Origin of the sequence: Streptomyces sp. 11x1 (assembly GCF_032598905.1) — a bacterium.
In the GTDB taxonomy this organism is placed as follows: Bacteria; Actinomycetota; Actinomycetes; order Streptomycetales; family Streptomycetaceae; genus Streptomyces.
In genome coordinates this window covers 3,044,036-3,064,935 of the sequence record NZ_CP122458.1, presented here as the reverse complement: position 1 = coordinate 3,064,935, position 20,900 = coordinate 3,044,036, and the positions used below count along the sequence as shown (strand labels likewise).

Genomic DNA, 20,900 nt, shown 5'->3' with positions numbered 1-20,900 from the left:
CTGCGCCCCTTCTGACCCCAGACGTCCGCCCGGTGGGGCTTCTCGCGCAGTTCCCCGCGCCCCTTGAGGGCCTGCGGCCACTCAGGGGCGAAAGCACGGGGCGCAGCCCCTGCTCTTCAGGGGCGCGGGGAACTGCGCGAGACGCCCCCACGCACCCGCACTCGACGATCCACCCCACGGTCGAAGGGGCGCAGCCGGGCGGCATGCCAGGATGGCCGCGTGGCTCAGAGCATCGTGCACGCGCCGTTCGTCGGGCGGGACACCGAGATGGCCCGCCTACGGGACGTGCTGGACCGCGCCGGCGGAGGCGAACCCCGGGCCGTGCTGGTCGCGGGGGACGCGGGGGTCGGGAAGAGCCGGACCCTGGCGGAGGCCGCGGCGTACGCGGCGCGCAACGGCACCGTCGTCCTCACCGGGCACTGCGTGGACCTCGGCGACGTCGGTCTGCCCTATCTGCCGTTCACCGAGATCCTCGGCGCCCTGGCCGCGGACGAACGGTTCGCGCCGCTCCTCCAGGCGCACCCGGCGACCGGCCGCCTCCTCGGCGGCGGCGCGGACGGCGGGGACCGGCTCCAGCTCTTCGAGGGCATCGCCGCGCTGCTGACGGACCTCGCCGGCACGACCCCCGTCCTGCTCGTGCTGGAGGACCTGCACTGGGCCGACCAGTCCTCACGGGACCTGCTGCGCTTCCTGCTCAGCCGGGCCGTGCTCCAGCGGCCCACCCCCGGCGCCCCGGCCCACCGCCTCGCCGTCTTCGCCTCGTACCGCGCCGACGACCTTCACCGCCGCCACCCACTGCGCCCCCTGCTCGCCGAGCTCGTGCGGCTGCCCGCCGTGGAACGGCTGGAGCTGCGGCCGATGCCGGACCGGGAGGTCGCGCGGCTGGTGCGGTCGCTGCGCGCCGAGCCACTGCCCGAGACCACGGTCGGCCGGATCGTCGAGCGGGCCGAGGGCAACGCGTTCTACGCGGAGGAACTGCTGGCCGCGACCGCGGACGAGCCCGGCGCGGTGCTGCCGAGCGGACTGGCCGACGTCCTGCTGATCCGGATCGAGCAACTGCCCGTCGCCGCCCAGCAGGTGCTGCGCACGGCGGCGGTCGCGGGCCGCAGGGTCGAGCACGAACTGCTGCGGGACGCCGTACAACTCACCGACGACGAGCTGGAGTCGGCCCTGCGCGAGGCGGTCGGTCGGCAACTGCTGCTGCCGGGGCGGGGATCGACGTACGAGTTCCGGCACGCCCTCACCCGGGAGGCCGTCTACGCGGATCTGCTGCCGGGCGAACGGGTGCGCCTGCACGGGGTGTTCGCCAAGCTGCTGGCCCGCAGGGGCCGGGCGGGGGAGAGCGCCGAGCGCGCCCACCACTCGCGCGAGAGCCACGACCTCGCCGACGCACTGACGGCGTCCGTCGAGGCCGCCGACCACGCGCACGGCATCGGGGCGCCCGCCGAGGAGCTGCGGCAGCTGGAGGGCGCCCTCGAACTGTGGTCGTCCGTGGACGCCGGGGCCAGGCCCGGGGACCTGGACACGGTGACCCTGACCCTGCGCGCCTCGGCCGCCGCCGCGCGGGCCGGGGAGAACCACCGCGCGGTTTCCCTCTCCCGCTCGGCGCTCGCCGGAGCGGGCCCCGACGCGGACTCCGAACTGGCCGCCCGGGTGCGTTACACGCTCGCCGGTGACCTGATGCGCGTGGACCATCTGGACGCCGCGTTCCGGTACAGCAGCGAGGCGTTGGCGATGATCCCCGCCGAACCCCCGTCCCGTACCTGGGTGTGGGCGGCGGCCACGCATGTCATGGCGGCCCGGTACGTCGGGGAGGACGAACTGGCGGCGCGGGTGGCGCGGGAGGCGCTGGACGTGGCCGAGCGGCTCGAACTGGCCGATGCGCAGGCCGATCTGATCATCTCCGTGGTGAGCCTCGACTCCCGCCGCAACCGGCGTACGCAGCAGGGCCGCGTGCGGCTGCGTGAGGCCCGTGAACTGGCCCGTGGCGCGGGCAACGTCCCGGTGGAGATGCGGGCCCTGTTCAACCTCGCCGTCGGCTGTTTCGAATCCGGCGACCTCGACGACTGCCTCGCCTGGCTGTCCGAGGGACTGGACCGGGCGGGCCGCGCCGGTCTGCTCTCCTCCCCGTACCCGGTGGAGATGCGTTACCTCCACTCCCTCTGCCTCTACACGCTGGGCCGCTGGGACGAGTGCGTGCGCTCGGCCGCCGACGCCGACCGGCTGCCCGCGGACGCCGGCTACGCGGTCGGTCCCGCCCTGTACGTGGCCCTCGCCCGGGGCGACGAGAGCGCCGTCGACCGGGCGCGGGCGCTCCTGGAGGGGCCGTACGACTTCATGGCGGCCCTCGTCGCGGGCATCATTCTCACGGAGGCGGCCGTCCTGCGGCACGACGCGCAGGCCGCGGTCGAGCAGTTCCGCACGAGTGTCGGCGTCCTCACCGAGCAGGTCGGGGCCCGGCCCGACGCGACCGTCCGGTTCGCCGCCCTCGTGCTCGGGGCGATCGCGGACGCGGTGGCGGAGCGGCGCTCCGCAGGGGACGAGGAGGCGGTGCGGCGCTGGGCCGCCACGGGGGAGGAGCTGGTGCTGGCCGCGCGGATCACCGCTGCCGAGGGCGAGGACGGGGGTCGGCAGGGTCTGGAAGGGCTGGCCTGGCTGGCGCGCGCCGAGGCGGAGTGGACGCGGATACGGACCGGGCCCGATGTGGAGGCATGGCGGGCGGTGGTGGACGCGTTCGCGTTCGGTGATCCGTACGAGCGGGCGCGGTGCCGGCTGCGGCTGGCGGAGGCCCTGCTGGCGGCGGGGGAGCGGCAGGAGGCGGCGGCCGAGGCGCGGGCGGTGGGGGAGACCGCCGACCGGCTGGGCGCCGTGGCGCTGCGCTCGGCCCTGGACGCGCTGGTGCGGCGGGGGCGGCTGGGTGAGGCCCCGGGGGACGGGGGCGTGCCCGCGCTCACCGCGCGGGAGAGCGATGTCCTGCGGCTGCTCGCGCTCGGCCGGACCAACCGGCAGATCGGCGAGGAGCTGTTCATCACCGGGAAGACGGCGAGCGTCCATGTGTCCAACATCCTCGCCAAGCTGGGGGCGACGAGCCGTACGGAGGCGGTGGCCATCGCCTACCGGCAGGGGCTGATCACGGCCGGCACGCCGACCTGATCACGCTGACGCCATGGGACACCGTGAGGATCTCCTCGAAGGCGCCGAGCGCTGTCTGCTGGAGAAGGGGTTCGCGCGCACGACGGCGCGTGACCTCGTCCGGGAGCCGGGGACGAACCTGGCGTCCATCGGCTGTCACTACGGCTCGAAGGACACGCTGCCGGCGCAGGCGTACGTGGCGATGGTCGAGGAGGTCTCGGGCACCTTCGAAGGCGGTGGGGCGGTCGGCGGCGACAGCGAACCCGGCTCGGTCGAGCGGTTCCGCGAGGTGTGGGCGAGCGCCGTGGAGAGCATGCGGGCACCGGGCTCGATGTGGCGGCTCACCATGGAGGTGCCGGCCATGGGGGACCAGTTGCCGGAGGTGCGCGAGCATCTGGCGCGGGCCCAGCGCGAGGCCGCGCGCGGGGCGGAACCCCTCGGTGAGGGCCGCGGCGTCGGGTGCGGTGTCGGGGGCGAAGGCCAGGTGATGGGGGCGGCGGGAGGGCGGGACGGAAGCGTCTAGGCCACCGCGGCCCGCGCCGGGACGATTCTTCCGGCGCGCATCTCGATCGAGCGGTCCGCGAAATGGCGTACGACCGCGCGGTCGTGGCAGATGAAGAGGTACCCGAGGTTCAGCTCGTCCTGGAGGTCGGCCAGCAGGTTGAGGACGCCGGCCCGGATGGACGGGTCCAGGGCGGACACCGGCTCGTCGAGGACCAGCAGACGCGGCTGGGACGCCAACGCCCGTGCGATGCCCACTCGTTGGCACTGACCGCCGGACAACTCGTGCGGGAAGCGGTCGCCGAGGGCCGGGTTCAGGCCCACCCGGTCCAGGAGCGCGGCGACCCGGGCGGGGCCCGTGGCGTCCCAGCGGCCCTGGACGCGCAGGGGCTCCGCCACCGCTTCCCGGACGCGGTGGCGCGGGCTGAGCGAGCCGTACGGGTCCTGGAAGACCGGCTGCATACGGGGCCGGAGCGGCCGCAGCCCGCCCTCGGTGAGCGACGTCAACTCCCTCCCCTCGAAGTGGACTTCGCCTCCGTCCGGGCGGCGCAGGAGGAGCACGGCGCCGACCGTGGAGGACTTTCCGCAGCCGGACGGGCCGTTCAGGGCCAGAGTCTCGCCCGCCTCCACCGCGAAGGACACCCGGTCGACCGCGGTGACCGGTCCGTAGCGGACGACCAGGTCGCGCACGTCGAGCAGGGGGGTGGTTGGGTTCACGCGGGCTCCAGGAACAACTCGGTCGCGGGGTGCGGGACTTCGTCCCATCGGTGGCAGGAGACCTCATGGCCCGCCGCGGCCGGCCACGGCTGCGGTTCCTCACCCCGGCAGCGGTCCTCGGCGAGGGGGCAGCGCGGCGCGAAGGCGCAGCCCGGGGGGAGAGCGTCGGGGGCGGGCGGGGAGCCGGGGACGGAGGGCAGCCGGCGGCGACGCCGACCGGCGGGGCGCGCGCCCTCGCCCTCACCGTCACCGTCGCGGTCGGCTTCGTCCGGCGGCAGCGAGGCGAGCAGGCCCGCCGTGTACGGCGCCAGGGGGCGGTCCCACACGGCCGCCGCCGGGCCCTGTTCGACCTGACGCCCGGCGTACATGACCAGCATGCGGTCGGCGTGCTCCCGGACCGCGCCGAGGTCATGGGTGACCAGCACGAGCGCGGCGCCGACCGCCTCCCGCTGCGCGGCGAGGACCCGCAGCACCTGTTCCTGGAGTTCCGCGTCGAGCGCGGTCGTGGGCTCGTCCGCGACGACGACGTCCGGTTCGTTGATCGTCGCCATGGCGATCACGGCCCGCTGGCGCATACCGCCGGAGTACTCGTGCGGATACGCCCGTGCCCTGCGCGCGGCGTCGGGGATGCCCACCCGGTCGAGCGCGGCGACCGCCCGGGCCCGGGCCTCTTTGCGGGAGACGCGCGCCACCGACCGTACGGCCGCGGCGAGTTGGTCGCCCACCGGGTGCACGGGGGAGAGCGCCGACAACGCGTCCTGGGGGACCAGGGCGATACGCCGGCCCCGCTGGGCGGCGAGATCCGCGTCCCCGCGCAGCCGCACGGTTCCGCTGCTCGTCGCACCCACCGGCAGCATCCCGAGCAGCGCCCGGGCCGTGAGGGACTTGCCGGCGCCCGACTCGCCGACCAGGGCGAGCACCTCGCGCGGCCGGACGTCGAAGGACAGCCCGCGTACGACCTCGACTCCGCCGAACGCGATCCGCAGATCACGGACCCAGAGCAGGGCGTCGGTCTCCGGCGGCACGGGAGACGCCGCCGGCACGCCGGATGCCGTCGGCATGGAGGACTTCGGCGTCACTTCAGACCTTGGCTGCGACTTCAATGGAACCCTTCACCTTTCCCCTGTGTGCACGAGCGGGCCTGCGCGTTTGGCGGCGCCCCGTCCGCGACTGGGCGTACGCCGCCCCGGACACCGCGATACCGGCGAGCAGGGCGAGGGCGACCGCCGGTGCCAGGGCTGCCCACGGCGCGCGTTCCACGTACGCGCGGGACTCGTCGAGGAGCAGGCCCCACTCCGGGGTGGGCGGTTGTGCTCCGAGACCCAGGAAGCCCAGGGACGCGAGGGCCAGGGCGATGCCCGGCAGGCGCAGGACGGCGTGGCGGGCCACGGGCGCGGCGACCGACGGGAGGACGTGCCGGGTGAGGATCCACCACGGGCTCGCGCCGATGGCCCGTTGGGCGGTCAGGAACGCGGACGCGCGGACCTCCTGCACCAGGGCCGCCGCGTGGGCGGACAGGGCGGGCCAGGAGATCAGGGCCACGGCGAGGGCCGCGCCGCCCGTGCCGGGACCGGCTGCCGCGGCGACCAGGATGCCGACGATCACCGGGGGCAGCGCGTTGGCGATGTCCGCCGCGCCCGCCGCGACCCGGGGGAGGAAGCCGAGCGCCAGGGAGACGAGGAGGCTCAGCGCGCAGACCGCCGTCGCCGTGCCGACCGTGGCGGCCGCGCCGTGGCCGAGTCGGGCCAGGACGTCGCGGCCGAGCCCGTCCGTCCCGAGCGGGTGCGCCCACGACGGGGGGAGGAGGCGGGCGGTGGTGTCCACGGTGTACGGGTCGCGCAGCAGACCCCAGCCGATGGTGACCAGGAGGACGGCTGCCAGGGTCAGCGGTACCGCGGGGTGGACACGGACCGGGCGGGGCGGCGGCAGGGTGAGGCCCGCGTCGCGCAGGGCGGGGCCGAGCAGGCGGCGCCGGGCGAGGGCGGCCAGGGCGCCCGCGACCAGGCCCAGGGCGAGGAGGGCGAGGACCGCGCCCTGGAGGAGGGGGAGGTCCTGGGACTTGGCCGCGCCCAGGGCGGTACGGCCGATGCCGGGCACCGCGAACACCATCTCCACGGCGACCGCGCCGCCGGTGAGGCCGACGGCGACCATGCCGAACTGCGGTACCAGGGGCGGCAGTACGCGGCGCAACGCGGCCGCCGCGACACGGGCCCGGCTCACGCCCGCGCCCCGCCACAGCTCCACCCAGCGTTCGTCGAGCACGGCCGGCAGCGCGTCCGCGACCAGACGGCCGAGCAGACCGCCGGCCGGGACACCGAGGGCGATCGCGGGCAGCACCAGGTACTGCGGGCCCGCCCAGCCGGACGTCGGCAGCCAGCCCAGCCAGACCCCGCAGACCAGCAGTGCCACCGTGGCCAGCAGGAACTCGGGGACGGCGGCGAGCATCGCGGCGAACGCGCCGGCCGATCCCCGGCCCCGTACGAGCACCGGGGCGACCAGCGCGCAGGCCAGCAGGAGTGCGACGGCGAAGGCGGTGCCCATCAGGGCGAGGGAGACCTGGAGGCCGGAGACGACCGAGGGCAGCACGTCCGTGCCGGACACCCAGGACGTGCCGAGGTCGCCGCGCAGCAGCCCGGAGGCCCAGTCCCCCAACAGGGAGAGGGGGCCCGCACCGAGGCCCAGGTCCGCGCGGATCGCGGCCAGCGCCTCGGGCGTCGCCTCCTGCTCGGCCGACCGGGCACGCAGCACGGTCAGCGCGGGGTCACGCCCCGACAGCCACGGCAACAGCCCGACGACGGCCAGCACCCCGACGAGACAGCCGAGACGGGTGAGCCCGGCGGGACCGATGACGGGTCCGACGAGGCGTTGCAGCCGCCCAGGCCCGGACTCCCGGCTGCGTCGGCTCCGTCGCGCCGTTTCGACCGGCCTCGCCGTAGGCAGGTCCACGTGCGGCGTTTCGGCGGACTCCCCTGGAGAAGGGACCGCGTGCGCCGTCCCGTCGGACGCCGCCGTGGGTGAGCCGACAGCTCCCGCCGCCGAACGGTCCTCACCCGCTGTTCCGGCCGGCTCCCCTGCCGTTCCGGTCGGCTCACCCGCGGTCCGGTCGTCCCAGGCGGCCTCGCCCAGGTCCGCCACGGCGCGGTTCTCCTGCCTCCCGACCGTCACCTTCTCGACGCCCGTGCTTCCCGCGCCCGTGCTTCCCGCGCCCGTGCTTCCCGCGCCCGTGCTTCCCGCGCCCGTGCTTCCCGCGCCCGTGCTTCCCGCGCCCGTGCTTCCCGCGCCCGTGCTTCCCGCGCCCGTGCTTCCCGCGCCCGTGCTTCCCGCGCCCGTGCTTCCCGCGCCCGTGCTTCCCGCGCCGCGAGCGCCGCGCGTCGCCTCCATCGGTTCCCCAGCGGACGTGCTCACTTGACGTAGGTGTCCGCCGTGACCAGCTCCCGCTCGCGCGGGTCGTGGGCCGCGTCCACGACTCCGGCCGCGTCGCCCTGGATGACGCGCTCGTGGAGCATCGGCACGGCCGCGTCGGTGCCGAGGACGGCGGCCTCGGCCTCGATGACCGCCCTGCGGCGGGCGTCACCGGCGGGCGTGTCGGAGGCCCGGTCGAGGGCCGCGTCGACGGTCTTGTCCGCGAGCTGGGAGAGGTTGAAGGAGCCGTCGGAGGCGAAGTCACTGTAGAGGTACGCGGCCGGGTCGCCGGAGTCGAGGACGGTGGCCCGGGAGAGGATGAAGGCGTCGAACTCGCCCGCGAGCGCGTCCGACTCGATGTTGGCGTACTCGCGCACGTCGAGCTTCACCTTGAACCCGGCCTTCTGCAGCTGCTGTTGCAGCGTGGCGGCGACCTCGGGCAGCTCGGCGCGGTCGGTGAAGGTGCCGATGGTGATCGACTTTCCGGACGGGTCACCGGCCTTGGCGCGCTCGACCGTCGAGCGCAGGTCGGCGGCCCAGGGCAGCGCGGGCCCCAGCAGCCCCTTCGCCACGTCGGCCCGCCCCTCGTACACGCCCTTCACGATCGACTCGGCGTCGACGGCCTCGCGGGCGGCGGCGCGCAGCGAGGCGTCCTTGAACACGCCCTTCTCGGTGTTCAGGTAGAGGGTGTTGGTGCGGGGCATCGGGACCTCTGTGATCAGGTCCTGGTCGAGCACGGCGGCCTGCGACACCGGCACCGCCTCGACGATGTCGGCCTCGCCGGTGCGCAGGGAGGCGGCGCGGGCGGTGCCGTCCGGCACGAACTTCACGTCGATGCCGGGGGCCTTGGCCTTGTCGCCCCAGTAGTCGTCGTAGCGGTCGAGGGCGGCGGAGGCGGTGCCGTTGACCTCGGTCAGCTCGAAGGGGCCGGTGCCGGCGCCGAGCGGGTTCACCGTCTTCCCCTTGTACGCCTTCGCCGCGAGGATCGACAGCTGCGGCGAGCTGAGGCGCTGCGGGACCAAGGGGTCCTCGACCGCCGTGGTGACGGTGACGGTGTCGCCGTCGGCCTTCGCCGTCAGGTCCACGCCGTCGAGGATGCGGGGCTTGGGGGAGGCGGTGGCCGCCTCGGTGAGGGAGTTGACGACCGCATCACCGGTGAGCTTCGTACCGTCGTGGAACGTCACACCCCGCCGGATCGTGAACGTCCACTTCTTGCCCGAGCGCTTCCAGTCGGTGGCGAGCGCGGGCTGCGCGTCCCCCTCGGCGTTCAGGTTCACCAGGGTCTCGGCGGTCGACCAGCGCGACAGCTTGAACGCGTCGTCGGAGAGCGGCGACAGGCCCGAGCGGGGCGGCAGCATCATCGCGATCCGTATCCGCTTGCCCTCGCTCCCGGCATCCTCTGGGCCCGTTGCCGAGAAACAGCCCGTGAGCAGGGCCGAGGTCGCGGTGGTGACCGCGGTGAGCGGGACGAAACGGGCCGGGACGCGCACGGGACACTCCGAGTAAGGGCGTGGTCAAAGATTCAACGGGCCTGACCGTAGCACGATGACAATCATTTTCAGAAGAGCGCTTTGCGCCACCGGTAAGCCGCCACGTGCCCCGCCTTCCGGCCCGGTCCTCGCCCGGAACCGCAGGTCGGCCGCGTTGTCAGTGCCCCCTGTCATGGTGGGGACGTGGACGACGAGACCTTCTGGGACGTGATCGAGGACTGCCGACGGGCGACACCGGACCCCGACGAGCGGTTGGAGTGGCTGTGCGAGCGGTTGCAGGCCCGGTCGGGGAACGAACTGCTGCGGTTCCAGGAGGGCTTGGACCGCGTGTTGGCCCCCACGCTCACCTGGGACCTGTGGGGCGCGGCCGACCGGATCATGGGCTGGTGCTCCGACGACACCTTCTTCTACTTCCGGCTCTGGCTGGTCGGCCTGGGCAGGGACGCGTTCGACCGGGCCGTCCGCGACCCGGACTCCCTGGCCGACGTGCCCGGGGTGCGGCGGCTCGCGGGCCGCCCGCCGCAGGACCGGGAGGACGAGGAGGTGCTGGAGTGGGAGGAGTTGGACTATGTCGCCGTGCGGGCCTGGGAACACGTCACGGGTCGCACGGAGGAAGACTTCTATGACGCCCTGGAGAGCCTCGTCGGCGGCGACGCCGACCTCACGGATCCGGCCGGCGAACGCTGGGACGCCCGCGACGACGAGCAGTCGCACCGCCGTCTGCCGCGTCTCAGCGTGCTGTTCCCGCTCATACAGGTGAGTTGACGTTCCCGGAAGACCTCACCGCCGCGCCCCTTCACGGCCGTGTGCTCCTCACAACCGCGACCCCTTCAGCGCCATGTGCAGCAGCAGCCGGTCCTCGCCGTCGGTCAGCCGTAGGCCCGTGAGCTGCTCGACGCGGGAGAGCCGGTAGTAGAGGGTCTGCCGGTGGATGCCCAACTCGGCCGCCGTGCGCCCTGCTTGGCCCGCGTGGTCGAGGAAGACCTCGGCGGTGCGGGCCAGTTCACGGTGGGCGGGGGCGAGGAGGGCGCGGACGGACGGGTCCTGGGGGAGGCCGGGAGGCAGCGCGGTGAGCATCCGGTACGGGCCGATGGAGCGCCACTCGGCGATCGGGCCCAGCCGTGGCTCGGCCAGCGCCGCCCGGGCGGCCGCCGAGGCCTCCCGCCAGTCGGTGCCCAGTTCTGCGAGGCCCGCGCGTGCCCCGGAGACGCCCGCCGCCGCGTGCGCGCCCGCGCGTTCCAGCAGCCGGGCGGCGGCGGTGAGCGCCGGGGCCGGAGTGTCCGCCGAGCGGAGCCGTACCAGCAGGGCCAGGCCCTGGCCCGCCGCGCCCCACGGCACCGTGCACAGCGCGGTCGCCCCCGGCACCGTACGGAAGGACGGCGCTTCCTCCGGGTCGGTGTACGGCCAGGGGGCCACGCACACCAGCGTGTGGACGCCGTCGCCGCGAGGGCCGAGGGCCGCGCGCAGCTCCGCCACGGCCATATCGCGCTCCCAGTCGCGCTCGGCGGTCAGGACCGCGCGCAGCTCCCGGGTGAGATCGGCGCCGGCCTGCGCCTCGTCCGCGAGGAGGGCGCCGATGCGCGAGGTCACCGCCATGGCGGCGGACAGCTGGGCGGCCGTCGGGCCCGGGTCGCCGTCCAGGAGCCAGACGTAACCGAGGACGACCCCCCGATGGCGTACCGGGAGGCAGATCCGCCCCCGGAGCACCCCCGCCTCCGGTGTCGGCGGGATCCGGACCGGGCCCGTCGCCCGGGTGATGCCGAAGCCCTCGAACCACTCCCGTACCGCCGTCGTCGAGCGGCGGGTCAGGATCGAGCGGGTGCGGACCGGGTCCAGGGCCGACGGATCCAGCTCGCCCTCGCTGTCGTACGCGCCGAAGGCGATCAGCTCGAAGTCGCGGTTCTCCAGCGTCGCCGGGGCGCCGAGCAGCGCGGAGATCTCGTCGACGAGGTCCTGGTAGTCGCCCACGGGGTGGGGGCTCGAGCTTTCCGGCGTCACCCGGGCATTGTCGCGCATCCGCAAGCGGCCTTCATACATCTGTCTGAGATCTGCGGCACGGATACGTGACAGCTGTCGATGGTCGGCGAACGGGGGGATCCTTAGGTTTCACGGTGGTTCTATCTGCTGGTTTGTGGAGGTGCCCCGTGCTGGGTCCCGTGATTCTCGCCGCGTCGCGCAGCGACCGGATACGACGCCTGATCTCGGCGGCGCCCGTGACCAAGCAGGTCGTCGACCGCTTCATCGCGGGTGAACGCGTCGACGACATCGTGCCCGTCATCCGGGAGCTCACCGGCCGGGGTCTCGACGTGACGCTGGACGTCGTCGGCGAGGACATCACCCGTCCGGAGCAGGCGGCCGCCGCGCGTGACGCCTATCTGGAGCTGATCGACCTGCTGAAGGAGCTGGAGCTCGGCGAGCGCGCCGAGATGTCCGTGAAGCTCTCCCTCTTCGGCCAGGCCCTCGACGGCGGCCACGAGCTCGCCCTCGCCAACGTCCGCCCGGTCGTCGAGGCCGCCGCCGCGATCGGCACGACGGTCACGCTCGACGCGGAGGACCACACCACCCTCGACTCGATGTTCGCCATCCACGACGAGCTGCGCCGCGACTTCCCGCAGACCGGCTGCGTCATCCAGGCCTACCTCTTCCGCACCGAGGCCGACGCCCGCCGCCTGGCGGAGAACGGCAGCCGGGTGCGGCTGGTGAAGGGCGCCTACAAGGAGCCCGCCGACGTGGCCTTCCAGCAGAAGGCCGAGATCGACAAGGCGTACGTCCGCGTCCTGAAGATCCTCATGGACGGGGAGGGGTACCCGATGATCGGGTCCCACGACCCGCGCCTGATCTCCATCACGCAGGAACTCGCCCACCGCGCCGGACGCAAGCTCGACGAGTACGAGTTCCAGATGCTGTACGGCATCCGCGGCGACGAGCACCTGCGGCTCGCCGCCGAGGGACACCGGATGCGGGTCTACACCGCGTACGGCACGGACTGGTACGGCTACTTCATGCGCCGCCTCGCGGAGAAGCCCGCCAACCTGCGGTTCTTCCTCCGCGCCATGGTCAGCAAGGGCTGATGCGTCGGATGAGCGGCGGCTGAGCCGGACCCGGTTCCGTGGAAAGGAGTTACGGAACCCGTGACTCCGCCCCGAAGGGCTTCTCCCGAACTCGGCGAGACGAGTTCGGGACGGTCAAGCCCTGACCACTGCTCACCATACGCAACGGCTTCAGCTTCCCCCGGCTGAAGCCGGGGAACAACCCGGAAGAGGTAACCCATGGACGCTGTGACCCAGGTCCCCACCCCCGTCAACGAGCCGGTGCACGGCTACGCCCCCGGCTCGCCCGAGCGCGCCCGGCTGGAGGTCAAGCTGAAGGAACTGGCCGAGAACCCGATCGACCTGCCGATGACCATCGGCGGCGAGCGGCGGATGGGCGGCGGCGACCGCTTCGACGTGGTGCAGCCGCACAACCACAAGGCCCGTCTCGGCACCTACGCCAACGCCACCGCCCAGGACGCCCAGGACGCCGTCGACGCGGCCCTCGCCGCCGCGCCCGCCTGGCGTGCGATGTCCTTCGACGACCGCGCCGCGATCATCCTGCGCGCCGCCGACCTCCTCGCGGGCCCGTGGCGCGAGACGCTGGCCGCCTCCACCATGCTCGGCCAGTCGAAGACCGCCCAGCAGGCCGAGATCGACTGTCCCTGCGAACTGGTCGACTTCTGGCGCTTCAACGTCAAGTACGCCCGCGACCTGCTCGCGGAGCAGCCCCCGGCCAACTCCCCGGGCGTGTGGAACCGCCTCGACCACCGCCCGCTGGAGGGCTTCGTCTACGCGATCACCCCGTTCAACTTCACGGCCATCGCGGGCAACCTGCCGACCGCCCCGGCGCTGATGGGCAACGTGGTGGTCTGGAAGCCGTCCCCGACGCAGACGCACGCCGCCGTCCTGCTCATGCGGCTGCTGGAGGAGGCGGGCCTGCCCAAGGGCGTCATCAACCTCGTCACCGGCGACGGCATCGCGGTCTCCGAGGTCGCCCTCGAACACCCCGACCTCGCCGGCATCCACTTCACCGGCTCGACCAAGACCTTCCAGTACCTGTGGAAGACGGTCGGCGCCAACATCGAGAAGTACCGCTCGTACCCCCGGCTCGTCGGCGAGACCGGCGGCAAGGACTTCGTGGTCGCGCACCCGAGCGCCGACCGCGCCGTGCTCAAGACCGCCCTCACCCGCGGCGCCTTCGAGTACCAGGGCCAGAAGTGCAGCGCGACCTCCCGGGCCTACATCCCGGCGTCGATCTGGAACTCCGGCTTCAAGGAGGAGTTCGCCGCCGAGGTCGAGTACCTGACCATGGGCGACGTCACCGACCTGTCCAACTTCATCGGCGCCGTCATCGACGAACGCTCCTTCGCCAAGAACAAGGCCGCCATCGACCGCGCCAAGTCCGACCCGACCTGCACGATCGTGGCCGGCGGCTCCTACGACGACTCGGTCGGCTACTTCGTCCGCCCGACCGTCGTCGAGTGCACCGACCCGACGAACGAGGTCTTCACCACCGAGTACTTCGGCCCGTTCCTCGCCGTGCACGTCTACGAGGACGAACGCTACGAGGAGATGCTGACCCAGATGGAGTCGGTGTCGGCGTACGCCCTGACGGGTTCCGTCATCTCGGGCGACCGCGCGGCCACCGCGTACACGATGGACAAGCTCCGCTACGCGGCCGGCAACTTCTACATCAACGACAAGTCCACCGGCGCCGTCGTCGGCCAGCAGCCCTTCGGCGGCGGCCGGGCCTCCGGCACCAACGACAAGGCCGGCGCCCCCCAGAACCTGATGCGCTGGACCCTGACCCGCGCCATCAAGGAGACCCTCGTCCCGCCGACCGACTACTCGTACCCGCACATGGGCTGACACCGGCCACCGACAGCGCGCCCGGTCCCTCCGCGACGGAGGGGCCGGGCGCGCTGTCGCATACGAAGGAATCGAGAAACCGCAGGTCAGGGCGGTGTGACTCAATCCACCGTCTCAGATAGTAGGAAGTCCGACTAATTGTGGAGACAGATGCGCCGCGCTCGCCTAGCTTTGTAGGAGCCGAACGTCTCGCTCGATCCAGCGAATGGCGGTCGTGAGCCGGAGCCCTAGGCAGGCAACCCCTGCGGCCCCGCTCCCCGCCCCATCCGGCGTCTCGCTTCCCTCCCGTTTCCGTACTCCGGATTGCCTCGAAGGAGTCGATTCCCCATGGCCGAGACGACCGTCCGCCGCCGAGTCCGTCACGTTTCCCGGACCACCGAGTCCGACCGCAAGAACGCCGCGGCCGCCCTCCAGCGCGCCCTCGACCGCCGGGACAACGGCGGCTCGACCGGGCACTGAGCCCACCCACCCGCCGGGAGCCGCACCCGTTCGGGGTGCGGTGCGGCCGTGGGACGACGACCCGCGCGCCGCGCCGCACCCCGGAACAGACTCACGTGCCGCGCCGCACCTCGAAGTGGTCGACGCGGTCGCCGTTCTGGGCCAGTGCCGACACCTTCAGGGCCGGTCGCGCCCCGCTGACCGCTTCCACCGAGAGCAGCGAGAAGCCCCGGTAGCGCACCCGCGACCACTCCACCGTCTCCGGCTTCGACGCGCGTGACCTGGTCCACTCGAAGGTCTCGACGGCCTCGTGGCGGGTGACGTGTCCCTCGTAGCTCTCCTTCACGCCGGACGGGAAGCCGTACAGATCGCGACCACCGCCGCCCGCCGTCACGTACACGACGCCGTCCCGGGTCGGGTCCGTCGACGCCCCGATGGGCACCGGCCTGCCGACCTCGCCGCCCTTGACGGCGTCGGTGCGCTCGTAGACGTGGTTGTGGCCGTTGACCACCAGGTCCACCTGGTGCTTGTCGAACAGCGGCGGCCACGCGTCCCGGACGCCGCCGTCGGAGGCGTGCGAGGACGTCGAGTAGGCGCAGTGGTGGAAGAAGACGACGATGAAGTCGATGCCCTTCGCGGCCCGCAGCTCCCCCAGCTTCCTGTCCAGCCACTCGGTCTGCTTGCCGCCCGAGTAGCCGAGGTTGGCGGGGATCTCGTACGACACGTCGTTCGCGTCCAGCGCCACGAAGCCGACGTTGCCGTAGGTGAACGCGTACACCCCCGGCGCCGCACGGGGGTCGAAGCCGTTGTCCGGGAGGGACCAGCGGGCGAGCTGACCGCCGTAGCCGTCCGGCGAGTACCAGGCCTCCATGTCGTGGTTGCCGGTCGTCACCATCCACGGCACGGACCTGGCCACCGGTTCGTTCTGCTTGAGGAACAGGTCCCAGAACCCGGGGTCGTAGCCGTCCGACTCGACCCCCTTGCCGTTGCCGTTGGCGTAGCAGATGTCGCCGGCGTGGAGGTGGAAGGCGGGCTTCTGACGGACGATCAGGTTGTCGTTCGCCGCCGCCGCCTTTCCGACGCCCTGGTCGCCGAACGCGGTGAACACGAACGTCTCCGGCGCGGCGGGTGCCGTACGGAAGGTGCCGATCGTGGAGCGGTGGGCCGGGTCGGCCGGGTCGAAGCCCTCGTGGCCGACGCCGTAGTAGTACGTGGTGCCGGGGCGCAGGCCGTCCAGGGCCGCGTGCAGGTAGTACTGGTCGAGCTCCAGGCGCACGCCCTCGACCCCCGGCGTGTGCAGGTCGCGGACCTCCGCCTCGACCTTCCGGGTCAGCTCTTCGGGCCTCGGCCCCACCCGCACGTACGGCTTCTTCACCGCGAACGGCACCTGCCAGGAGATCCGCATCCGGGTCTTCGGGTCCGAGCCGAACGCCAGATGGCGGCCGAAGGGGGTGACGGCGGAACCGGGCGCCTTGGAGGTCGCGGGCGACGGGGCCGAGGTCGTCGCGTTCGGCGAGGCCGGCGAGCCGGATCCGCCGCAGCCGGTCAGCAGCCCGCCGGCCGCCAGCGAGCCCGCCGTCACCAGGGTGCGGCGCCGGGAGAACTTCGTACGCAGGTACTCGTACTGCTCGGCCATGCTCATCCGGCGCGCGAGCCGCGGCGGGATGCCGAAGTCGAGTACGGGAGCTCCGGGGGGTCCGGGGGGTGTGTCCCTGGAAGGGTGGGTCATGCTCTCGAAGTTCCCAGCGAATCCCAACACCCGCCCCCCGTACGGGTGAACGCGTGGTGACGTGTGGGCAGCGTCACCCGATCGCGCGTCCGTATCGCGGACACCTCGTGTCATCCCGTGGGACAAGGAGTACGGTGCCGTCATGTCTCGCAGCCTCAATCTCGCAGTGATCCCCGGTGACGGCATCGGTCAGGAAGTCGTGGCCCAGGGGCTCAAGGTCCTCTCCGCCGTCCTTCCGCAGGATGTGAAGCTGGAGACCAAGGAGTACGACTTCGGCGCCAAGCGCTACCACGCCACCGGTGAGACCCTCACCGACGCCGACCTCGACGCGCTGAAGCGGCACGACGCGATCCTGCTCGGCGCGATCGGCGACCCGAGCGTCCCCTCCGGGGTCCTGGAGCGCGGCTTCCTGCTCAAGCTCCGCTTCGCCTTCGACCACCACGTGAACCTGCGTCCCTCGAAGCTGCTCCCCGGTGTCGCCACCCCGCTCGCCGGCCAGCCCGAGATCGACTTCGTCGTGGTCCGCGAGGGCACCGAGGGCCCCTACACCGGCAACGGCGGCACCATCCGCAAGGGCACCGAGCACGAGGTCGCCACCGAGGTCTCCGTCAACACGGCCTTCGGCGTCGAGCGGGTCGTGCGTGACGCGTTCGCCCGCGCCCAGGCCCGCCCGCGCAAGAAGCTCACCCTCGTCCACAAGAACAACGTGCTGACCTTCGCCGGTCACCTGTGGACGAACATCTTCAAAAAGGTGGCCGAGGAGTTCCCCGAGGTCACCACCGACTACATCCACGTCGACGCGGCCACGATCTACCTGGTCACCGACCCGGCCCGGTTCGACGTGATCGTCACCGACAACCTCTTCGGCGACATCATCACCGACCTCGCCGCGGCCGTCTCCGGCGGCATCGGCGTCGCGGCCTCCGGCAACATCAACCCCTCCGGCGAGTTCCCGTCCATGTTCGAGCCGGTGCACGGCTCGGCCCCGGACATCGCCGGCCAGGGCAAGGCCGACCCGTCCGCCACGGTCCTCTCCGTCGCCCTGCTCCTGCGCCACCTCGGCCACGAGTCCGAGGCCGCGCGCATCGAGGAGGCCGTCTCCGCCGACCTCGCGGAGCGCGTGGGGAAGCCCGCCCGTTCGACGGCCGAGATCGGCGACGCGCTCGCCGTACGAGTAGCCGGCTGACCCGCCGCGCCCACTCGAAATCTTTCGAAGCCGCCGGGTCGCTACCGCACCCGGCGGCTTCCGCATGTTCCCGCCGGGTGCCACCATCATCCCCTGGGTCGCATTCACGCCGTTTTCTTCCGCCGACTCCGCTTGCGATAATCGAACGCGGGGCCGCCGAATGAGGGAATGCTCGGACGTCCTAGCACTCGCCACTGGCAGTACGGATGTGAGCGCGGCCCGTCACAACAACCGGTGAAGGACACCCACTCATGACGCCCACGATCGAGCTCAAGCCCTCCGCCAGTCCGCTCTCCGACGCAGAGCGCGACGCGGTCCTGGCCAACCCCGGTTTCGGCCGCCACTTCACCGACCACATGGTCGTCATCAAGTGGACCGAGGGTCGTGGCTGGCACGACGGCCAGCTCGTTCCGTACGCGCCGCTCTCCCTGGACCCGGCCACCATGGTCCTGCACTACGCGCAGGAGATCTTCGAGGGCCTGAAGGCCTACCGGCAGCCGGACGGCTCCGTCGCCACCTTCCGCCCGGAGAAGAACGCCCGCCGCTTCCAGGCGTCCGCCCGCCGGCTCGGCATGCCCGAACTGCCGGTCGAGACGTTCATCGAGGCGTGTGACGTGCTGGTGCGGCAGGACCAGGCCTGGGTCCCGGCCCACGGCGGCGAGGAGTCCCTCTACCTCCGTCCCTTCATGATCGCCACTGAGGTCGGCCTGGGCGTCAAGCCGGCGGGCGAGTACCTCTTCCTCGTCATCGCCTCCCCGGCCGGCGCCTACTTCCCCGGCGGGGTGCAGCCCGTCTCCATCTGGGTCTCCGAGGACCACGTCCGCGCGGTGCCCGGCGGCATGGGCGACGCCAAGACCGGCGGCAACTACGCGGCCTCCCTCCTCGCCCAGGCCGAGGCGGCGGCCGAGGGCTGCGCCCAGGTCTGCTACCTCGACGCGGTCGAGCGCAAGTGGGTCGAGGAACTCGGCGGCATGAACCTGTACTTCGTGTACGGCGACCGCATCGTCACCCCCTCGCTCACCGGCTCCATCCTGGAGGGCGTCACCCGTGACTCCCTGCTGACGGTCGCCGCGGACCTCGGCTACGCCGCGGAGGAGGGCAGGATCTCCATCGACCAGTGGCAGGCCGACTCCGAGAGCGGCGCCCTCACCGAGGTCTTCGCCTGCGGTACGGCCGCCGTCATCACGCCCGTGGGCACGGTCAAGCGCACCGGCGCCGCCTGGCAGCAGTCCGGCGGCGAGCCCGGCCCCGTCACCCTCAAGCTCCGCGAGGCGCTGCTGAACATCCAGCGCGGCACGGTCGAGGACAAGCACGGCTGGATGCACGAGCTGGGCTGACATCGACGGTGTGTGCGGTAACCGTGAGGTGATCAGCACGCTGTTCGCATCCTGAGACGGACGGTGAGGGCGGGGGCGGTCTGTGCCAGACTGCCCCCGTGCTCTCGTTCGCCATGATTATTGGCAGCAGGCGCGCCGGTCCGCAGTGACCGCCACGTACGACCAGGTACGGGTGGACACCGTCGTCCTCGACCCGCGCGCAGACCTCTCGCACCCGCGAGGGGTTTTTCGCTTTTCTGGCCCACCTTCAGCCGGGAGCGCAGCGCGAGGGACCATTGGGGACGGTGGAGCCGGTCATTCCGGTACAGACCGAGATCCAGCGGGATCCAACAGCAGGAGCCTTGACACCATGACGGAAACCAGCGAACTCGACGACTCCTTCCACGTCTTCGACACCACCCTGCGCGACGGTGCCCAGCGCGAGGGCATCAACCTCACCGTCGCGGACAAGCTGGCCATCGCACGGCACCTGGACGATTTCGGCGTGGGCTTCATCGAGGGCGGCTGGCCCGGCGCCAACCCGCGCGACACCGAGTTCTTCGCCCGCGCGCAGAAGGAGATCGACTTCAAGCACGCCCAGCTGGTCGCGTTCGGCGCCACCCGCCGCGCGGGCGGTAAGGCGAGCGAGGACCCCCAGGTCAAGGCCCTGCTCGACTCCGGCGCTCCGGTGATCACCCTGGTCGCGAAGTCCCATGACCGTCATGTGGAACTCGCCCTGCGCACCACCCTCGACGAGAACCTGGAGATGGTCCGCGACACCGTCGCCCACCTCCGTGCCCAGGGCCGCCGGGTCTTCGTCGACTGCGAGCACTTCTTCGACGGCTACCGGGCCAACCCCGAGTACGCCAAGGCCGTCGTCCGCACCGCATCCGAGGCCGGCGCCGACGTGGTGATCCTCTGCGACACCAACGGTGGCATGCTCCCCGCCCAGGTCCAGGCCGTCGTCGCCACCGTCCTCGCCGACACCGGCGCCCGCCTCGGCATCCACGCCCAGGACGACACCGGCTGCGCGGTCGCCAACACCCTGGCCGCCGTCGACGCGGGCGCCACCCACGTCCAGTGCACCGCCAACGGCTACGGCGAGCGCGTCGGCAACTCCAACCTCTTCCCGGTCGTCGCCGCGCTGGAGCTGAAGTACGGCAAGAAGGTCCTCCCCGAGGGCGCTCTGCGCGAGATGACGCGGATCTCGCACGCGATCGCCGAGGTCGTCAACCTCACTCCCTCCACCCACCAGCCGTACGTCGGTGTCTCGGCCTTCGCGCACAAGGCCGGCCTGCACGCCTCCGCGATCAAGGTCGACCCGGACCTGTACCAGCACATCGACCCCGAGCAGGTCGGCAACACCATGCGGATGCTGGTCTCCGACATGGCGGGCCGCGCTTCCATCGAGCTCAAGGGCAAGGAGCTGGGCGTCGACCTCGGCGACGACCGCGAGCTGGTCGGCCGGGTCGTCGAGCGGGTCAAGGAGCGCGAGCTGCGCGGCTACACCTACGAGGCCGCCGACGCCAGCTTCGAGATCCTGCTGCGCGACGAGGTCGCGGGCAAGCCGCAGCGGTACTTCCGTACGGAGTCCTGGCGGGCCATCGTCGAGGACCGCCCCGACGGCAGCCACGCCAACGAGGCCACGGTCAAGCTGTGGTCCAAGAGCGAGCGCATCGTCGCCACGGCGGAGGGCAACGGCCCCGTCAACGCGCTCGACCGCGCCCTGCGCGTCGCCCTGGAGAAGATCTACCCCCAGCTCGCCAAGCTGGAGCTGGTGGACTACAAGGTCCGCATCCTGGAGGGCAAGCACGGCACCAACTCCACGACACGGGTGCTGATCTCCACGACGGACGGTACGGGTGAGTGGTCCACGGTGGGCGTCGCCGACAACGTGATCGCCGCGTCGTGGCAGGCGCTGGAGGATGCGTACACCTACGGGTTGCTGCGCGCGGGCGTGGAGCCGGCGGAGTAGGTCCGGGCGGGAGGGGGTGCGGTGCGTTGTCGGGTGCGGGTGGTTCGTGGTTGCTCGCGCAGTTCCCCGCGCCCCTAAAGACCCAGGCCCTGCGGGCCGGGAACCCAACGGGG

General features: G+C 72.5%; 15 protein-coding genes. 9 read left to right on the top strand and 6 right to left on the bottom strand.

The annotated features are described in order from the left end of the window. The first annotated feature begins 219 nt into the window (after positions 1–219). Together P8T65_RS13280 and P8T65_RS13275 are read left to right on the top strand one after the other, a co-directional pair. The gene (locus P8T65_RS13280) at positions 220–3,153 is read left to right on the top strand and encodes an AAA family ATPase (protein WP_316725631.1); all 2,934 of its coding nucleotides are present in this window, start codon (positions 220–222) and stop codon (positions 3,151–3,153) included. 13 nt (positions 3,154–3,166) lie between these two features. Further along, positions 3,167–3,655, top strand: coding sequence for a TetR/AcrR family transcriptional regulator (locus tag P8T65_RS13275; RefSeq protein WP_316725630.1), 489 nt, complete (start codon positions 3,167–3,169; stop codon positions 3,653–3,655). On the opposite strand, the gene P8T65_RS13270 is transcribed toward P8T65_RS13275, so the two are convergent. From P8T65_RS13270 to P8T65_RS13255, 4 genes are all read right to left on the bottom strand, one after another. After that, complete coding sequence (locus P8T65_RS13270; RefSeq protein ID WP_316725629.1) at positions 3,652–4,350, bottom strand: dipeptide/oligopeptide/nickel ABC transporter ATP-binding protein; 699 nt, start codon at positions 4,348–4,350, stop codon at positions 3,652–3,654. The genes P8T65_RS13275 and P8T65_RS13270 overlap by 4 nt on opposite strands. Next, complete coding sequence (locus P8T65_RS13265) at positions 4,347–5,411, bottom strand: ABC transporter ATP-binding protein (protein ID WP_316725628.1); 1,065 nt, start codon at positions 5,409–5,411, stop codon at positions 4,347–4,349. The genes P8T65_RS13270 and P8T65_RS13265 overlap by 4 nt, the downstream gene beginning before the upstream one ends. A 19-nt stretch (positions 5,412–5,430) precedes the next feature. Beyond that, positions 5,431–7,197, bottom strand: a complete 1,767-nt coding sequence (locus P8T65_RS13260; RefSeq protein WP_399103065.1) for an ABC transporter permease subunit — start codon at positions 7,195–7,197, stop codon at positions 5,431–5,433. A gap of 554 nt (positions 7,198–7,751) precedes the next feature. Then, on the bottom strand, positions 7,752–9,242 hold the full coding sequence (locus P8T65_RS13255) for an ABC transporter substrate-binding protein (RefSeq protein WP_316725627.1): 1,491 nt from the start codon (positions 9,240–9,242) through the stop codon (positions 7,752–7,754). 183 nt (positions 9,243–9,425) lie between these two features. On the opposite strand from P8T65_RS13255, the gene P8T65_RS13250 reads away from it, so the two are divergent. After that, entirely contained in the window at positions 9,426–10,007 is a 582-nt protein-coding gene (locus P8T65_RS13250; RefSeq protein WP_316725626.1) for a DUF4240 domain-containing protein, read from the top strand. Positions 10,008–10,055: 48 nt separating this feature from the next. Here the strand turns inward: P8T65_RS13250 and P8T65_RS13245 are convergent, their stop codons facing one another. After that, complete coding sequence (locus P8T65_RS13245) at positions 10,056–11,258, bottom strand: helix-turn-helix domain-containing protein (RefSeq protein WP_316725625.1); 1,203 nt, start codon at positions 11,256–11,258, stop codon at positions 10,056–10,058. Between the two features lie 128 nt (positions 11,259–11,386). Between P8T65_RS13245 and P8T65_RS13240 the strand changes: the two genes are divergently transcribed. The 3 genes from P8T65_RS13240 to P8T65_RS13230 all read left to right on the top strand — a co-directional run bounded on the left by P8T65_RS13240 (position 11,387) and on the right by P8T65_RS13230 (position 14,602). Further along, positions 11,387–12,313, top strand: a complete 927-nt coding sequence (locus P8T65_RS13240; RefSeq protein WP_316725624.1) for a proline dehydrogenase family protein — start codon at positions 11,387–11,389, stop codon at positions 12,311–12,313. A 198-nt stretch (positions 12,314–12,511) separates the two neighbouring features. Continuing rightward, complete coding sequence (pruA, locus tag P8T65_RS13235) at positions 12,512–14,143, top strand: L-glutamate gamma-semialdehyde dehydrogenase (RefSeq protein ID WP_316725623.1); 1,632 nt, start codon at positions 12,512–12,514, stop codon at positions 14,141–14,143. A gap of 327 nt (positions 14,144–14,470) precedes the next feature. Beyond that, positions 14,471–14,602, top strand: a complete 132-nt coding sequence (locus P8T65_RS13230; RefSeq protein ID WP_005479955.1) for a hypothetical protein — start codon at positions 14,471–14,473, stop codon at positions 14,600–14,602. Between the two features lie 91 nt (positions 14,603–14,693). On the opposite strand, the gene P8T65_RS13225 is transcribed toward P8T65_RS13230, so the two are convergent. Then, a complete protein-coding gene (locus P8T65_RS13225; protein ID WP_316725622.1) occupies positions 14,694–16,310 on the bottom strand; it encodes a metallophosphoesterase family protein in 1,617 nt (538 codons plus the stop codon). A 142-nt stretch (positions 16,311–16,452) separates the two neighbouring features. Between P8T65_RS13225 and P8T65_RS13220 the strand changes: the two genes are divergently transcribed. The 3 genes from P8T65_RS13220 (at position 16,453) to cimA (ending at position 20,787) form a co-directional block, all read left to right on the top strand. Then, positions 16,453–17,496, top strand: a complete 1,044-nt coding sequence (locus P8T65_RS13220) for a 3-isopropylmalate dehydrogenase (protein WP_316725621.1) — start codon at positions 16,453–16,455, stop codon at positions 17,494–17,496. A gap of 251 nt (positions 17,497–17,747) precedes the next feature. Further along, positions 17,748–18,833: a branched-chain amino acid aminotransferase gene (locus P8T65_RS13215; RefSeq protein WP_230220663.1), complete on the top strand. Its 1,086-nt coding sequence runs from the start codon at positions 17,748–17,750 to the stop codon at positions 18,831–18,833. Between the two features lie 349 nt (positions 18,834–19,182). Continuing rightward, positions 19,183–20,787 (top strand): citramalate synthase, encoded by a 1,605-nt coding sequence (gene cimA / locus P8T65_RS13210; protein ID WP_316725620.1) that lies wholly within the window; start codon positions 19,183–19,185, stop codon positions 20,785–20,787. Positions 20,788–20,900: the final 113 nt, after the last annotated feature.

Excerpts from the sequence above, each read along its gene's own strand:
- P8T65_RS13225 (WP_316725622.1), bottom strand. The coding sequence starts at position 16,310 with ATGACCCACCCTTCCAGGGACACACCCCCCGGACCCCCCGGAGCTCCC.
- P8T65_RS13245 (WP_316725625.1), bottom strand. The coding sequence starts at position 11,258 with ATGCGCGACAATGCCCGGGTGACGCCGGAAAGCTCGAGCCCCCACCCC.
- cimA (WP_316725620.1), top strand. The coding sequence starts at position 19,183 with ATGACGGAAACCAGCGAACTCGACGACTCCTTCCACGTCTTCGACACC.
- pruA (WP_316725623.1), top strand. The coding sequence starts at position 12,512 with ATGGACGCTGTGACCCAGGTCCCCACCCCCGTCAACGAGCCGGTGCAC.
- P8T65_RS13215 (WP_230220663.1), top strand. The coding sequence starts at position 17,748 with ATGACGCCCACGATCGAGCTCAAGCCCTCCGCCAGTCCGCTCTCCGAC.
- P8T65_RS13220 (WP_316725621.1), top strand. The coding sequence starts at position 16,453 with ATGTCTCGCAGCCTCAATCTCGCAGTGATCCCCGGTGACGGCATCGGT.
- P8T65_RS13230 (WP_005479955.1), top strand. The coding sequence starts at position 14,471 with ATGGCCGAGACGACCGTCCGCCGCCGAGTCCGTCACGTTTCCCGGACC.
- P8T65_RS13265 (WP_316725628.1), bottom strand. The coding sequence starts at position 5,411 with ATGCCGACGGCATCCGGCGTGCCGGCGGCGTCTCCCGTGCCGCCGGAG.
- P8T65_RS13275 (WP_316725630.1), top strand. The coding sequence starts at position 3,167 with ATGGGACACCGTGAGGATCTCCTCGAAGGCGCCGAGCGCTGTCTGCTG.